16 protein-coding genes are annotated in these 14,383 nt (G+C 55.2%); 4 read left to right on the forward strand and 12 right to left on the reverse strand.

The features are described 5' to 3' along the window. Positions 1 to 37: 37 nt before the first annotated feature. The 10 genes from recO to folK all read right to left on the reverse strand — a co-directional run bounded on the left by recO (position 38) and on the right by folK (position 8,341). Positions 38 to 763, reverse strand: coding sequence for a DNA repair protein RecO (gene recO, locus BP38_RS0101945; protein ID WP_322098932.1), 726 nt, complete (start codon positions 761 to 763; stop codon positions 38 to 40). 62 nt (positions 764 to 825) lie between these two features. Next, positions 826 to 1,725, reverse strand: coding sequence for a GTPase Era (era, locus tag BP38_RS0101950; protein WP_051608855.1), 900 nt, complete (start codon positions 1,723 to 1,725; stop codon positions 826 to 828). Then, a complete protein-coding gene (gene rnc / locus BP38_RS0101955; RefSeq protein ID WP_051608856.1) occupies positions 1,722 to 2,402 on the reverse strand; it encodes a ribonuclease III in 681 nt (226 codons plus the stop codon). Before rnc ends, era begins: the two co-directional genes overlap by 4 nt. A 19-nt stretch (positions 2,403 to 2,421) precedes the next feature. Beyond that, positions 2,422 to 3,174 (reverse strand): signal peptidase I, encoded by a 753-nt coding sequence (gene lepB / locus BP38_RS0101960; RefSeq protein ID WP_245602292.1) that lies wholly within the window; start codon positions 3,172 to 3,174, stop codon positions 2,422 to 2,424. A gap of 49 nt (positions 3,175 to 3,223) precedes the next feature. Then, the gene (gene acpS / locus BP38_RS0101965) at positions 3,224 to 3,634 is read right to left on the reverse strand and encodes a holo-ACP synthase (RefSeq protein WP_026986352.1); all 411 of its coding nucleotides are present in this window, start codon (positions 3,632 to 3,634) and stop codon (positions 3,224 to 3,226) included. Further along, positions 3,631 to 4,419 (reverse strand): pyridoxine 5'-phosphate synthase, encoded by a 789-nt coding sequence (locus tag BP38_RS0101970; protein ID WP_026986353.1) that lies wholly within the window; start codon positions 4,417 to 4,419, stop codon positions 3,631 to 3,633. The genes acpS and BP38_RS0101970 overlap by 4 nt, the downstream gene beginning before the upstream one ends. After that, the gene (locus tag BP38_RS0101975) at positions 4,416 to 5,012 is read right to left on the reverse strand and encodes a DUF2062 domain-containing protein (RefSeq protein ID WP_026986354.1); all 597 of its coding nucleotides are present in this window, start codon (positions 5,010 to 5,012) and stop codon (positions 4,416 to 4,418) included. Before BP38_RS0101975 ends, BP38_RS0101970 begins: the two co-directional genes overlap by 4 nt. 53 nt (positions 5,013 to 5,065) lie before the next feature. Continuing rightward, positions 5,066 to 7,216 carry a RelA/SpoT family protein gene (locus tag BP38_RS0101980; RefSeq protein WP_026986355.1) on the reverse strand — a complete coding sequence of 717 codons (2,151 nt, stop codon included), beginning with the start codon at positions 7,214 to 7,216 and terminating at the stop codon, positions 5,066 to 5,068. Between the two features lie 147 nt (positions 7,217 to 7,363). Next, positions 7,364 to 7,723, reverse strand: coding sequence for a DNA-directed RNA polymerase subunit omega (gene rpoZ / locus BP38_RS18535; RefSeq protein WP_035723137.1), 360 nt, complete (start codon positions 7,721 to 7,723; stop codon positions 7,364 to 7,366). Positions 7,724 to 7,783: 60 nt separating this feature from the next. Beyond that, entirely contained in the window at positions 7,784 to 8,341 is a 558-nt protein-coding gene (folK, locus tag BP38_RS0101990; RefSeq protein WP_211250216.1) for a 2-amino-4-hydroxy-6-hydroxymethyldihydropteridine diphosphokinase, read from the reverse strand. A 107-nt stretch (positions 8,342 to 8,448) separates the two neighbouring features. On the opposite strand from folK, the gene BP38_RS0101995 reads away from it, so the two are divergent. After that, positions 8,449 to 9,102: a LabA-like NYN domain-containing protein gene (locus BP38_RS0101995; RefSeq protein WP_026986357.1), complete on the forward strand. Its 654-nt coding sequence runs from the start codon at positions 8,449 to 8,451 to the stop codon at positions 9,100 to 9,102. 37 nt (positions 9,103 to 9,139) lie between these two features. Further along, entirely contained in the window at positions 9,140 to 9,790 is a 651-nt protein-coding gene (locus BP38_RS0102000; protein ID WP_026986358.1) for a uracil-DNA glycosylase, read from the forward strand. Here the strand turns inward: BP38_RS0102000 and smpB are convergent, their stop codons facing one another. Next, a complete protein-coding gene (smpB, locus tag BP38_RS0102005) occupies positions 9,791 to 10,255 on the reverse strand; it encodes an SsrA-binding protein SmpB (protein ID WP_026986359.1) in 465 nt (154 codons plus the stop codon). 24 nt (positions 10,256 to 10,279) lie between these two features. Further along, positions 10,280 to 11,170 (reverse strand): 4-hydroxy-tetrahydrodipicolinate synthase, encoded by an 891-nt coding sequence (gene dapA / locus BP38_RS0102010; protein WP_026986360.1) that lies wholly within the window; start codon positions 11,168 to 11,170, stop codon positions 10,280 to 10,282. A 191-nt stretch (positions 11,171 to 11,361) separates the two neighbouring features. Here dapA and BP38_RS0102015 point away from each other — a divergent pair, with 191 nt between their 5' ends. Together BP38_RS0102015 and BP38_RS0102020 are read left to right on the forward strand one after the other, a co-directional pair. Then, entirely contained in the window at positions 11,362 to 13,374 is a 2,013-nt protein-coding gene (locus BP38_RS0102015; protein WP_026986361.1) for a lytic transglycosylase domain-containing protein, read from the forward strand. Continuing rightward, entirely contained in the window at positions 13,371 to 14,366 is a 996-nt protein-coding gene (locus tag BP38_RS0102020) for a threonine ammonia-lyase (protein ID WP_026986362.1), read from the forward strand. Before BP38_RS0102015 ends, BP38_RS0102020 begins: the two co-directional genes overlap by 4 nt. Positions 14,367 to 14,383 lie beyond the last annotated feature (17 nt).

Here is a 14,383-nt window from a genome sequence, read left to right on the forward strand (position 1 = left end):
TCCGGGGACAGGCTTGTTAGAGGTCTGGCAGGCTAGTTCAAGCCGCTCGTGATGAAAAGTGTTGCGCCAACCTTGTTCGAATTTCTGGCAAAGGGCGATCTCGCGGCGCAAAAACATTCTTTTCGAGGAAATAGCCAGTCAGTTCCATCCCTTGACGAATTTCGGACGGCCCGCCTTCTCCTCCTCCGGCAAGGAACCCCGGAAGGGGCAGAAGTTTGTGGCTGTACGGCTCTCCAGCTGACAGCGAGACGGCACGTCCGCTGCGGGGACTGACATAGGCGAGGTGGTCGTTGCTTCCACCCGCGGCGCATCGCTCGAGATCCAGGCCAAATCCCAACTCACTGAGAAGCAGCAGTTCCCATTTGATATAAACTTCGCCCCAGTAATCGCTGTCCAGGGCTTCGATCAACGCAAGCGAGCCATGGAAGATGGCGGCATGCGACTGCCGCTCAGGCAGGGCTGAATCGCAGAGCACCACGGCTGATTGAAGAGCGATCAGGCTTTCCGGACTGTTCATGAGCCGCGCCGCATAGCCGTGCTCAAGCTCAAGCGCATAGTGCCCCAGATGATCTGGCAGGCGCGCCCGCCAGCTTGCCTGCACAAGGTTGCCTACCTGTAGCACGGGGGCCATGCGCCGCCCCTGCCCCCCGGCAACCAGGCCAGCATGACGTCCCTGCTGTTCGCAAAGCAAGTGAACGACAGCAGCCGTCTCTCCGTGCGGCTTCACCGCCAGAACGATACCTCTGTCCTGCCATTCAATCATGGAAAAAGAATGGGGCAGTGTCTCCGTTTTGAAAAGCGGCAAACACTTGAAATGACGGAATTTCAGATATCGAAATCAAGACCCCAGTCCCGGTAGCGGGAAGGATCATCCACCCAACGCTCTCGAACCTTCACGAACAGGAACAAATGGATCTTGGTCTCCAGCAAGGACTCCAGCTCCTTTTGGGCTTGTTCCCTGACCTTTCGGATGGTGGCGCCCTGAGCCCCGATGGTGATGCGTTTCTGAGCATCCCGCTCGACGTAGATCGTCTGTTCAATACGGATATCCCCATTTTCGAAGATATCCCAGCTATCGGTTTCCACTGTCAGTGAATAGGGCAGTTCTTCATGCAGGCTCAGGAAAAGCTTTTCACGAGTCACCTCTGCGGCCATCAGGCGGTCGGAGAGATCTGAAAGCTGGTCCTCCGGATAAAGCCATGGGCCTTCCGGCAGCCTCTTGCAAAGCCAATCGAGGACATCCGATACACCATCTCCCTTCTTGGCAGAAATCATGAATGTCTGCTCGAAGGCTGCGGCTTCGTTCAGTTTCGCTGCCAAGCCAAGTAACTTTTCACGCCGAACGGTATCAATCTTGTTGAGGAGTAGTGCGCAGGGGGTATTACTGGACTTCAGCCTCTCCAGCACATGCATTGTTCGTGCGTCATCAGACCCACGATTGGCATCGTGCAGGAACAACACCAGATCACAGTCCCGAACGGCATCCCAGGCCGCCTGCACCATGGAACGTTCAAGTCGCCTCTTAGGGGCTGTGAATATGCCTGGTGTATCGACAAACACGACCTGGCAATCCCCCTTCAAGGCAACACCGCGAACACGCGTGCGTGTTGTCTGAGCCTTGTGTGTGACGATGGAAACCTTCGCGCCCACCGCCTTGTTGATGAAGGTCGACTTTCCGGCGTTTGGTGGCCCAACGAGGGCAACGAGACCACAATTCCTTGTCATGTCGATTGCCCTTCCAATTGCGATAGCAACTGCTTGGCTGCGATCTGTTCAGCCACGCGCTTCGAGCGCCCTTCGCCCTGCCCGCAGCCCAGTTCCTTGACCTCCACCTCGATCGTGAAGACAGGATCATGCGCTGGGCCACTGCGCTTGACCTCACGATAGTCTGGAAGGGGGTAACCACGCGCCTGGGCCCATTCCTGCAAGCGTGTCTTGCTGTCCTGAGGTGGGCTGATATCGGCCTCGAGAAGGTCTTTCCAGTCTCGCTCGATCACACTACGAGCTGCCTCAAGGCCACCGTCAAGATAAAGCGCACCCAGCAGAGCTTCACACACGTCCGAAAGGATTGCGGGATTCTGACGACCGCCGCTTTCTTCTTCCCCGCCTGAAAGAATGACATGCTCTTCCAGCTGCCAGTTCGAGGCAATCTTGTGAAGGGTCTCTTGCTTGACCAGGGCCGCCAGACGGCGGGCAAGCATGCCTTCCGGTTCTTTTGGGAAGCGCTGCAGGAGCATCTCGCAGACAATCAGGGCCAACACTCGATCGCCGAGAAACTCCAGGCGCTCATAGGAACGGTTCTCTCCACGACTGGAGTGTGTCAGTGCCTCTTGCAGGAGTTCCGGCTGTGAGAACTCATGTTCGAGAAGATCCGATATGCGCTTGGCCGAGATCGCAGGCATGCGCGGCAGGCTCCGGAGTTCAGTCAATGGTCTGAAAAATGCGATCGAACCGGATTGCGGAAGGCCACTTCCAGATTTCCCAGAAGCGGGCCGAACCGTTGTTCGAGAAGAAAATGAATTCCGCGCGTCCAACCAGATTTTCCTCGGGTATGAATCCGACATTCTGTGAGCGGCTGTCTTGGCTGCTGTCGCGGTTGTCCCCCATGGCAAAATAGTGATCGTCCGGAACGGTAAAGACAGGCGTGTTGTCAAAAACCTCGTCGTCTCCGCGCTCCCAAATTTGATGGGTAACATCATTGGGGAGGGTTTCGAGATATTCCGCTATTCGTATCGGATAGCCGCTGCTTCGGACCATCCCTTCTCCGAGTTTCTCACGATCCACGGGCGCACCGTTGATATTCAGAACACCGTCCTCAACCTGTATCTTGTCCCCAGGCAATCCGATAATTCGCTTGATGTAATCGGTACTGTTATCCGTGGGCAGCTTGAAGACAGCCACGTCCCCGCGTTCGGGCTGGCTTGCAAATACGCGTCCATTAATGGGGGCCAGGCTCATCGGGAAAGAATGGCGGCTGTAGCCATAGGAAAACTTGGAGACGAAGAGATAATCTCCGACCATCAGCGTGGGCAGCATCGATCCGGAAGGTATCGAGAAGGGTTCATAGGCAAAGGTTCGCAATACAATTGCAATAAGAACCGCATATAGAACGGTCCGCAGCGTTTCGCCGATGCCCCCGCCTTCACTTTTCTTTTTTGTCATGGTCGAATTCATCCTTGGTCCACCCACCTGGAAGTCTTGATATCAACGCGAGGGTATAGCGCTAGTCGTCCTGTGTGGGAACTGCAGAGATGATCACCAGGGCCTGGGCCCACGGATAATCATCGGTGATCGTAATGTGGATCTGTGGCGTCATACCCGCGGGAGTCATTTCCTTGAGGCGCTGTTTCGCCCCACCTTTCAAGTCCAGTGTGGGTCTGCCGCTCGGTTCGTTCACAACACCTATGTGCTGCCAATGGACGCCATGACGCGGGACACCGGTTCCCAGTGCTTTGGCTGCGGCTTCCTTCGCCGCGAAGCGCTTTGCATAGCTGGCTGCGCGTTGGGCCCTGCGCTCCGACTTCCTGCACTCCGTTTCCGTAAAGACACGTTGGGTAAACCGTTCCTCGTATCGGCCGAGGGTTTTCTCTATTCGCCGTATATCGAGTAGATCGTTTCCTATGCCCAGGATCAAGGTCCACCTCCTGTTAACGCGAAGCGCCTGCCATCCTCCAATGCCGCGTGCATTCTTTCCACGACACTTGGAAGGCCACTGAAAATTGACTGCCCAATCAGAAAGTGTCCGATATTGAACTCGATAAAGGCCTCGATCCTTGCCACGGCCCTGGCCGTGTCGAAATTCAGGCCATGACCAGCATGGCATTCGAGGCCAAGGCTTTCAGCCAATTTGGCTGAAATTCGTAAGCGTTCAAATTCACGTTCCGCAGCGGTGCTTTCCATCCCCTCCGAGAGGACGGCTTCGCAATAAGCTCCGGTGTGCAACTCGACGACCGGCGCCTCCATTTCCATGGCCGCTTCTACTTGGGGTGGGTCAGGGTCAATGAACAGGGAAACACGGATCCCAGCTTGCGAAAGCGTAGCGATGCAACTCTTCAAATGGGATTGCTGGGCCAGGGCGTCCAAACCGCCTTCGGTGGTCACCTCTTCCCGCTTCTCTGGCACAAGACAACAGGCATGCGGTTCAACCTTCAAAGCGATGTCAAGCATCTCCCGAGTTGCTGCCATTTCGAAATTCAAAGGCAACGGGATTTCTTTTCTGAGCCGGGCGATGTCAAGATCAAGGATATGTCGGCGATCCTCGCGCAGATGAGCGGTAATTCCGTCAGCTCCTGCTTCCGCGGCAATCCGGGCCGCATCAACGGGATCCGGATGCAAGCCGCCTCGTGCATTCCTGAGGGTCGCTACATGATCAATGTTGACTCCAAGCCTCGGCTTGCCTGGAAACTGAACATCATTCATTCGGTCTTTCCCATCTCGTTGCCTGTGTTTTTGCCGGCCTGCTGTGCTTTGGCCAGGCGTTTCTGCGCCCTCTCCAGGCGCATTCGTCTGGCCTTTTGGTACCCTTGGACAAGTCGATGGACAGACCAGAAGAAAAAAAGCCATACCAGCAGGGCCGTGGGAATGCTTCCCACCATCATTGGAAGCAAAACCTGGCTAGGATGGTCAAATATGTAGTTCATCGAGATATGCTGCGGGAGCGTCTCGATCATGTCGGCGTGTCCCAGAATCCAGCGACCCAATGAAAAGGTCCAGGCCCAAATGAAGGGAAAGGTCCAGGGGTTTCCAATGACTGTGCCGATTGCTGAAGCCAGTAGATTTCCGCGCAGAATCAGCGCGATGAGGCCGCCTCCCAGGAAGTGCAGGCCCAAAAGCGGCGTGAATGAAATTGCTGCCCCTGATGCGAAGCCGGCGGCAATGCTGTAGGGCGTTGAGGGAATGCGCCCTAGTCGATGCCCAACATAACGTGCTGAGCGTTTCCAACTTCGGCGCGGCCAGATGGCTACACGCAGGCGCCGCAGAAATGGGAGTGGCGAACGAGGACGGAAGAGCATCAGGGACTACATGATCACGTCGAGGCGATTGGCTTCGGCTGTTGTCACGGAAACTACCCGCGCGCCCGTTCAACGGACGAAATTGCAGGCATGGTTCTAAGTGCGGCGATGATGTTTGTCAGGTGCTTGACGTCGCTAACCTCTAGATCGATCAACAGTTCAAAGAAATCCGTGGAACGACTAACGATCTTCAAATTCGTGATATTGCCCTTGCTCTTTCCAATGACAGTCGACAACGAACCCAATGTCCCCGGTTCATTTGCCACAACAAGGTGTAGTCTACCTGTGAAGCCCTCTTCGCTCGACTCATATTCCCAACTGATGTCCACCCAGCGCTCCGGGCTGTCGTGGAAAGCTTGCAGTGTCTCACAGTCGATCGTGTGAACGGTCACACCTTTGCCGGTTGTGACAATTCCAACAATCCGATCGCCAGGCAGCGGATGGCAACAGTGTGCAAAATGCACCGCCATACCGGGGATCAGACCCTTGATCGGGATCGAATGGTCGCCGGATTTTCCGCGGCGCGCCCGGTTTATCGGGACAACCTTGTTGGGCTTGTCTTCCTCCTTCGCGCCGGGGAATACCGATACCAGGACTTCACGTGCCGTCATGTTCCCCTGGCCAACAGCTGCATAGACATCGGCAACCTGGTCAACCTTGAGCTTCTTCAGGACGCCGGCCACGCCTTTCTCAGTCAGCGTATAGCCTTCCTGGCGGAAGGTGCGATCCAGGAGTTCCTTGCCAAGGCTGACGAACTGCTGGCGCTGTTCCTGGCGAATGAAACGCCGAATCGCGGCCTTGGCCTTTCCGGTGACGACGAAGCTTTCCCAATCCGGTGAAGGACTCTGGGCCTTGGATGTGACGATATCCACCTGGTCGCCGTTCTGCAGGATTGTGCGTAGCGGAACCATTCTGCCGTTGACGTGAGCCCCGACACAGCTGTTGCCCACCTCCGAATGCACGGCATAGGCAAAATCGATTGGCGTGGCTCCCCGTGGCAATGCGATCAGATCGCCCTTGGGTGTAAAGCAGAAAACCTGATCCTGATACATCTCGAGCTTGGTGTGCTCGAGAAACTCCTCCGGATTGGATGCATGCTCCAGGATGTCCAGGAGTTCGCGTATCCATCGGAACTTGCGCCCTTCCATCGGCAGTTCCGGAGCATCGGGCGCTTGCTTGTAGCGCCAGTGTGCAGCCACACCGAAATCAGCCACATCATTCATGGCCTGGGTGCGAATCTGGACTTCGATGCGTTGGCGCAGGGGGCCTATCAAAGAAGTGTGAAGTGACTGGTAGCCATTTGGCTTCGGAGTGGAAATGTAGTCCTTGAAGCGTCCAGGCACGACCGGGTAACGCCCATGCAAGGCGCCAAGCGCTTGATAACACTCCCCCACGGACTCAACGATAATGCGAAAAGCCACGATATCGGCCAACTGCTCAAAGCCGACATTGCGGTGCTGCATCTTTCGCCAGATCGAATAGGGCGCCTTCACGCGTCCGAAAACCCGGGCCTCCAGGTTCTCGTTCTTCAGGACCTGGACAAGCTCCTCTACGACCTTGTCCGTTACGTCTTCGTCCGAGCTCTTCAGGTATTCAAGGCGGGCAATAATGGAATTTCGCGCGTCCGGATTGAGCTCTGCAAATGCCAGGTCATCCAGCTCATCCTTGAAACGCTGCAGACCGATGCGCTCTGCAAGTGGCGCATAAATATCCATCGTTTCCCGGGCAATGCGCCGGCGTTTCTCTTCGGACTTGATGAAGTGCAGGGTCCGCATATTGTGAAGGCGGTCTGCCAGCTTGACCAACAAGACCCGAATATCTTCGGACATTGCCAGGACAAGTTTTCTGAAGTTTTCAGCGTGCTTGCTCTTCTCGGATTGTAGTTCTAGAAGGCTAAGCTTCGTCACACCATCAACGAGCTTGGCAATCTCTTCACCGAAAAGCGATTCTATGTCTTTGAGGCTTCCATCCGTGTCTTCGACAACGTCATGGAGCAGTGCTGTAATAATCGAATCGCAGTCGAGTTTCAGCTCGGTGAGGATGCCTGCAACTTCGATGGGATGGGAAAAATAGGGGTCGCCGGAAGCACGTTTCTGGGATCCGTGCATTTTTGTTGCGTACACATAGGCTCGATTGAGCCGGTCCTCATCCACACCGGGATCATAGGACTTGACCCTCTCCACAAGCTCAAACTGCCGCAGCATTCCGTTCACGTATCCCATAGATATACCTGCAAGCAATATAGCACGTAAGTACGTGGACGCTATTCGCAAGCGCCCCGCATAGCGGCCATTTCGCGCAGGCTTGAGGAGAGAACAGTCTGTTGCTTAAGGACACCGTCCGGAAGAGGATTACTCGCCCTCTTCCTCGATTTCCATATCCGGCGAAGGGGTCTTGGGCAGAACCGTTTCAGCCTCGGCCGATTGTAGGCTGGCCGTCAGCATGTCGGTTTCGTTCATATCCTCTTCTTCCGGCTCGTCGGCTTCGACATGATGCTGCAAGCCGGACACGAGCGAATTCCTCAACTCATCGGGATCAACCGTGCCGTCGGCAATTTCGCGCAGAGAGACGACCGGATTCTTGTCGTTGTCACGTTCCACCGTCAACTGGGCACCGGAAGAAATTTCCCGCGCTCGCTGCGCCGACAGCATAACAAGCTCAAATCGGTTGGGAACCTTGAGGACACAATCCTCAACGGTAACGCGTGCCATATTGGTAACTCCAGAGACAGTTTTCTCAGATTTGCGCTGACTATAGAAGTCAGGCCGGTGTCATGCAAGGACACGTATCCCCTGCCCTTCCGGCAGTTGGTAAATAAGTTCGTCGATGCTTTCTCCGCTTTCAGGATGGTGCCAGTTCGGTGCAACATCCTGTAAGGGATATAGAACGAAAGCCCGTTCACGCATACGTGCATGCGGCAGCACCGGAACCTGATCCGCCCCGGTTACTCTGCCATTGAAATCGATGATATCCAGATCAAGCAGGCGCGCCTCGTTCCTGCGTTCGCGGGTTCGCCCGAAAAGGGCTTCTATCCGGTGCAATTCCTTCAGCAAATCCCGAGGAGACAGCTCGTTCTCCGACGCCACCTCGACAACGCCGTTGATGAAGTTCGGCTGGTCGGAGGCGGGTATCGGCGCCGTTTCAAACCAGCGCGAGCGGCGAACAAGACGCAGATCCATCTGCTGAAGCGCTTTCAAGGCTTCTTCGCAAACCTGCAGCGGACTACCGAAGTCTGGATGGGGAAGATTTGATCCGACAGCAACCAGGATCACAGCCAAGGCCTTATTCTGTTCAAAGGGAGCATTGCGCTCGACGCGAACGCGTGTCACTTTGCGCGAATTATCCGTGCTTTCTCACAGATTTATTGACTGTGAAAGCCAATTTCGAATGCTACCGCGACATTCCTGTAATTTGTTTTCAGAAAAGGCTGATTTGAATGAACTTCTATCCAGAAGAAAAAATTGCACTGTTTATTGATGGGTCCAATCTCTACTCAACCGCTCGCTCTCTGAATTTCGATATAGACTACAAGAAGCTGTATCAGGTTTTTGCAGATGAAGCCCGTCTGGTCAGGGCCTTCTATTACACGGCCCTTGTCGAGGATCAGGAATACTCACCTCTCCGCCCACTGATCGACTGGCTCGATTACAATGGGTACACCATGGTCACCAAACCCGCGAAGGAATATACCGATGGGAATGGACGCCGTAAGGTGAAGGGGAACATGGATATCGAGTTGGCGGTCGACATGATGGAGTTGTCCGACAAGATAGACCATGCCGTTCTCTTCTCCGGAGATGGGGACTTCCGTTCGTTGATCGCTGCAGTACAACGACGCGGCGTGAGGGTTACCGTTATTTCCTCCATTCGTGCCCAACCCTCCATGATTGCCGATGAGTTGCGGCGTCAGGCGGATCACTTCATCGACATCAACAGTCTCAGGGGCAGCATCGCGCGCAGCGGCCCGCCTGTTGAGAAGTCAAGGCGACAGGATGAGTCACGGGACGAGATGGAAGAAGACGAGGACGAATTGGATGCCGAGTTCCTGAATGACGACGATGCTTATGAAGAAGAATACGCTTCGGATTGAACCTTGAACTGCTTTCCGTAAGTGGGCAACTCTCAGAATGAAGGCTCAAGTGCCATCGCTCGACTGCAGTCTCTGTCCCAGGCTCGTTGATTTCAGGACCGAGAACAGGCGCCAGTACCCAGACTATCACAATGCACCGGTTGCAGCTTTTGGACCCGATGACGCCCAGTTGCTGATATTGGGTCTGGCACCCGGCCTCAAGGGCGCCAATTGCACGGGCCGACCGTTCACAGGTGATTATGCCGGAGACCTTCTTTATGCAACCCTGAAGAAGTTCAATCTTGCAGAAGGCAACTATGAAAAGCGCTCGGATGACGGGCTTACGCTCCGGGGCTGTCGCATCGTGAACGCTGTGCGCTGCGTACCGCCAGCGAACAAGCCGACAACGGATGAAATACGCACATGCAACAGCTTCCTGGCAAGTGAGCTCGAGTCACTGAAGCAGCTTACAGTCGTCGTGGCCTTGGGACGTGTTGCCCATGATGCCCTCTTGATGGCCAGTGGGCTGAAACGCAGCCATTTCAAATTCGAGCATGCCGCTGTCCATGACCTCCAGAAAGGAGTGCAACTCGTCGACAGCTATCACTGCTCACGCTACAACACCAATACGGGACGCCTGACTGAAACGATGTTTCACGATGTCTTCGCGAAGGCTCAGAAGCTGCTCTCGGAAAAGACCGAGAGTTAATCAGCCTTTATCGCGCAGCAGGCGCGCTTTTTGCCGTTGCCAGTCACGCTTCTTGATGTCTTCCCGTTTGTCCTGTTTCCGTTTGCCCTTGGCCACTCCCAACGCCAGTTTGGCAAGGCCGCGTTCGTTGAAATAGATGGAGAGAGGCACAAGGGTGTAGCCGTCACGCCGCACTTTTCCGAACAGACGATCCCGCTCCTTTCTGTGGACCAGAAGCTTGCGAGGCCGTTTGGGTTCATGCCCGAAGCGATTGGCCGGACCGTATTCAGAGAAATGCGAATTTATGAGATACAACTCGCCATTTTCTTCGCTGGCGTAGGCTTCATTGATGGAGGCTCGGCCAGAGCGCAGCGATTTCACTTCAGAGCCGGTGAGGACCATGCCGGCCTCCACCTTCTCTTCGATGAAAAAGTCATGGGTCGCCCGACGGTTATGGGCGACAACGCGCTGCGGTTGCTTGCTCATGAAGGAAACTTTGAAAGTGCTGATCTAATCGAGTAGTCCGGCAGACGACATGGCCTCCCGGACCAAGATCTTGGTATGATCCGTTACGGGAATCATGGGCAGACGAAGCTCGTTTTCAAGCTTACCCAACAGGGAAAGCGCATATTTGACCGGCTGCGGACTTGGCTCTGCAAACAGGGCCGCATGCAATGGCATCAGTCGATCGTTGAGTTCTTCTGCGCGCTTGCGATCATTGTTGTGCCAAGCTTCCTGAAATTCTGCGCACAAGGCTGGTGCCACATTCGCTGTAACTGATATACAGCCATGACCACCCTGGGCCATGAAAGGCAGGATCGTCCCATCCTCTCCCGAAAGCTGGGTAAATCCTTTCTTGATCGCAAGACGTGTTGCAGCCGGACGTATCAGATCGTTGCTTGCATCCTTCACGCCGACAATTCTCGGACAGTCCTCAGCCAGCCGCGCCATGGTCTCGACGGTCATATCCACGATCGAGCGACCGGGTATATTGTAAATCAGGATCGGAAGGTTGGAGGAATCGTGGACAGCCTTGAAATGCTGATACAAGCCTTCCTGATGCGGCTTGTTATAGTAAGGTGTGACCACAAGCGCTGAATCAGCACCTGCAGTTTCAGCATGCTGGATAAAGTCAATGGCTTCTGCCGTCGAATTCGATCCGGCTCCGGCAATAACGGGGACGCGCCCTTCGGCCGCCTCGATGCATTTCTCCACCACCTGCTTGTGTTCGACGTGTGTCAGGGTCGGTGACTCTCCGGTCGTGCCGCAGGGCACCAGTGCACTCGAACCCTGCTCGATCTGCCAATTCACAAGCTCCGCAAAGCCATCATAGTCGACGGCGCCATTACGAAAGGGAGTTACAAGCGCGGGCATGGAGCCCTTGTAGAGAGGGTGGGTCATGGAATGCTCACTTAACAGGCTGATCCGCCCCAATTTCGGGCGATTTGAATCGGCAGAGACGATAGCGCTGTGACCGGGTTGCCGCAAGGTCGCTGACCTTTATAGCCCACGCCTCATTCTTGTTTCATTTGTACCCCCGTAGGGCTGTGCTAGATTGACTTTTCAAAAGTGTGCCGAGGGAGTTTCGGTCGATGCGCCTGTCTGCGTCTTTCCTGTCTTGCCTGTCCATCTTTCTCTTGTCCCTGTTCATGATGGTATCTGCATCAGCTGCAGAGCTGAATTCCAGGGACAGTGAAATTCTATCAAGCGCCTTGGAACGTATCGATCAGGGGAAACCGGAAGAAACACGCTATATTGCCGCCGGAATTGACAATCCCCTGGCGGCCAAGCTGCTCCAGTGGTACCGGCTTCTGCGTTATGGTGACCGACAGGATTTTGCGGAAGTCAGCGCCTTCCTTGAGGCGAACCCGAACTGGCCTGGGCAGATAACACTTCGTCGCGCGGCAGAGAAAGTCATGCCAGAGGGCATGCCGCCTCAGCCCAGGGCAGACTGGTTTCAGAGATATCCACCGCTTTCGGGACAGGCAGCTTTGAAGTATGCGCGGGCCATCGCCTTCACGGAGTCTGCAGAGCGACTGGCAGAAGTCGTGCGCCCTCTCTGGAGAGAGACAGATTTTTCGCGCAGTGATGAAGAAGCTTTCTACGCGGAATTCGCCCCCCATCTGACACGCGCAGATCATATTGCACGCGTGGAGCGCCAAACCCAGGAGGGACAGCAACAGGCGGCGAAGCGTACAGCAGCACGATTAGGTCCCGGCTATCAACGACTGGTTACAGCTCAGATCAAGCTGGCGCACCAGCAACCAGGCGTGGACGACGCGATCCGTGCAGTTCCCGGCAACCTCCAAGGGCATGACGGCTTGCTGTACGAGCGCGCCCGTTGGCGGATGCGGAAGAATCGGATCTATGAAGCACTTCCTCTTTTACAGGATCACGATCCCAGCAAGGATATTGAATCCAATAAGCGTTGGTGGCCACTCAAGCATTGGGCCGCCAGGGACTTGCTGGAAGACGGGCATGCGCGCGATGCCTACGATCTTGCAAGTTCGCACGGACTGAACTCCGGCGTCGGTTTTGCTGAAGGGGAATTCCTTGCCGGCTGGATAGCCCTGCGTTTCCTGAACAGGCCCTCAGATGCTTATCAACATTTCGAGCGCTTGCACGGTGGAGTGACCACTGAAATCAGCCGTTCCAGAGGGGCTTATTGGGCAGGCCGCGCAGCGGATGCTCTTGGGAACGAGCAGCTCGCTCATAAGTGGTTTTCAACTGCAGCCCAGTTAAATAACAACTACTATGGACAGCTTGCCGTCGCTGAAACTGGTTTAACGCGAGGTGACCAGCAGAGCATTACTACCGTTACGGCGGAACAGCGGGAAGCTTTCCAAGGTGGCGAATTGCAACGTGCCATAGGGATTCTCGATTCAATCGAACGGGATGATCTGGCGGACTATTTCTTTTCGTCCCTTCTGCGAAATGCTGAAACAGCCAATGAATACAGGCTGATCGCAGATTTGGGCATGAAGAGAGGCCGTGTGGACCAGGCCGTCAGAACGGCCAGACGTGCCGCCTATAACGGCATCATGATGCCGGAGTACCTTTATCCGGTTCCTGCCTGGGTCGATGAGGATGACCCCCTGTCGCCAATCCTTCTTGCGCTGATGCGACAGGAGAGCAATTTCGAGGTTTCGGCTGTCAGTCATGCCGGCGCTAGGGGGGTGATGCAGGTCATGCCGGGGACAGCGCGGCAGGTCGCCACCAAAATGAACATAGCCTATGAACCTGCCCGATTGACCACTGATCCGCACTACAACATCAGGCTTGGGCGCAATTACCTTGAAGAAATGCTGGAACGTTATCGCGGTTACCTGCCGTTGGTTCTTGCTGCCTACAATGCCGGTCCTCACCGAGCCAATGACTGGATCGAGCGCTTCGGTGATCCACGTCATCCGAATATAGACGCGGTGGATTGGGTCGAGCAGATATCCTTCAAGGAAACACGCAATTATGTACAACGCGTTTCTGAAGCTGTCGTTGTCTATCGTCGCAAACTCCAGAAACAGGGTGGCCTCTACGAGGGTTTGCCGCATCCTGCCCAGACAACCCGAAACTTCGATGATGTTGCTAACAACGAGGCCAACCAATGAATGATCAGGGCAATACACCCGTTCCATCCTTTGCCGATATTGAAAGGGCGAGCCAACGCCTTGCAGGACAGGCTGTCAGGACACCATTGCTTGAGAATGCCTACCTGAATGAGGCTGTGAATGGACGCGTGCTGCTGAAAGCCGAAACTCTGCAGCGTACAGGCTCCTTCAAGTTCAGAGGCGCCTTCAACCGACTGTCCTTGCTGGATGATCAGCAGAAGGCCAAGGGGGTTATCGCCTACTCTTCCGGCAATCACGCACAGGGAGTTGCCGCGGCTGCGAGGATCCTGGGCATCGATTGCACCATCATCATGCCCAATGATGCGCCTGCTCTGAAAATAGCAAACACGCGAAACTATGGTGCTGAAGTCGTACTCTATGACCGGAAAACGGAAAGTCGTGAAGCGATTGCAAGCAAACTCCTCGATGCGCGCGGCGCAACACTCATTCGTCCCTTCGACGATCCCCAGATTATCGCAGGTCAGGGAACATGCGGACTCGAGATTTTCGAAGAAGCCCATGCACAGGGACTGTCGATTGATTCTGTTCTTGTTTGCTGCGGCGGAGGAGGTTTGACAGCGGGTGTTGCACTGGCCGCACGCGAGCTGTCACCGGCCAGCGAAATCTATGCCGTCGAGCCCAAGGGCTTTGAAGACACAGCACGCTCGCTGGCAGCTGGAAAGCGACTGGTAAATGATCCTGACGCCGCGTCAATCTGTGATGCTCTGCTGACCCCGAGCCCCGGAGAGCTCACTTTTCCAATCAATCAGCAGCTTCTATCCGGCGCACTTGTCGTCAGTGATGACCAAGTGCGTAATGCCATGGCATTTGCCATACGGAATCTGAAACTGGTGGTTGAACCCGGGGGTGCTGTTTGCCTGGCTGCCTTGCTTTCGGGTCAATTCAATGCAGAAAACAAGACAGTTGCCATCACGCTGTCAGGTGGCAATGCCGATCCCGCCTTCCTCGCAGACATCATAGCCGCCGAATAGCAGCCGGCAGGCCTTTA

Origin of the sequence: Fodinicurvata fenggangensis DSM 21160 (assembly GCF_000686045.1) — a bacterium.
Lineage (GTDB): Bacteria > Pseudomonadota > Alphaproteobacteria > Kiloniellales > DSM-21159 > Fodinicurvata > Fodinicurvata fenggangensis.

Excerpts from the sequence above, each read along its gene's own strand:
- BP38_RS0102000 (WP_026986358.1), top strand. The coding sequence starts at position 9,140 with ATGAAGGCTCAAGTGCCATCGCTCGACTGCAGTCTCTGTCCCAGGCTC.
- era (WP_051608855.1), bottom strand. The coding sequence starts at position 1,725 with ATGACAAGGAATTGTGGTCTCGTTGCCCTCGTTGGGCCACCAAACGCC.
- BP38_RS0102020 (WP_026986362.1), top strand. The coding sequence starts at position 13,371 with ATGAATGATCAGGGCAATACACCCGTTCCATCCTTTGCCGATATTGAA.
- BP38_RS0102015 (WP_026986361.1), top strand. The coding sequence starts at position 11,362 with ATGCGCCTGTCTGCGTCTTTCCTGTCTTGCCTGTCCATCTTTCTCTTG.
- BP38_RS0101995 (WP_026986357.1), top strand. The coding sequence starts at position 8,449 with ATGAACTTCTATCCAGAAGAAAAAATTGCACTGTTTATTGATGGGTCC.
- dapA (WP_026986360.1), bottom strand. The coding sequence starts at position 11,170 with ATGACCCACCCTCTCTACAAGGGCTCCATGCCCGCGCTTGTAACTCCC.
- lepB (WP_245602292.1), bottom strand. The coding sequence starts at position 3,174 with ATGAATTCGACCATGACAAAAAAGAAAAGTGAAGGCGGGGGCATCGGC.
- BP38_RS0101970 (WP_026986353.1), bottom strand. The coding sequence starts at position 4,419 with ATGAATGATGTTCAGTTTCCAGGCAAGCCGAGGCTTGGAGTCAACATT.
- smpB (WP_026986359.1), bottom strand. The coding sequence starts at position 10,255 with ATGAGCAAGCAACCGCAGCGCGTTGTCGCCCATAACCGTCGGGCGACC.
- recO (WP_322098932.1), bottom strand. The coding sequence starts at position 763 with ATGATTGAATGGCAGGACAGAGGTATCGTTCTGGCGGTGAAGCCGCAC.
- BP38_RS0101975 (WP_026986354.1), bottom strand. The coding sequence starts at position 5,012 with ATGCTCTTCCGTCCTCGTTCGCCACTCCCATTTCTGCGGCGCCTGCGT.
- rnc (WP_051608856.1), bottom strand. The coding sequence starts at position 2,402 with ATGCCTGCGATCTCGGCCAAGCGCATATCGGATCTTCTCGAACATGAG.
- BP38_RS0101980 (WP_026986355.1), bottom strand. The coding sequence starts at position 7,216 with ATGCTGCGGCAGTTTGAGCTTGTGGAGAGGGTCAAGTCCTATGATCCC.
- rpoZ (WP_035723137.1), bottom strand. The coding sequence starts at position 7,723 with ATGGCACGCGTTACCGTTGAGGATTGTGTCCTCAAGGTTCCCAACCGA.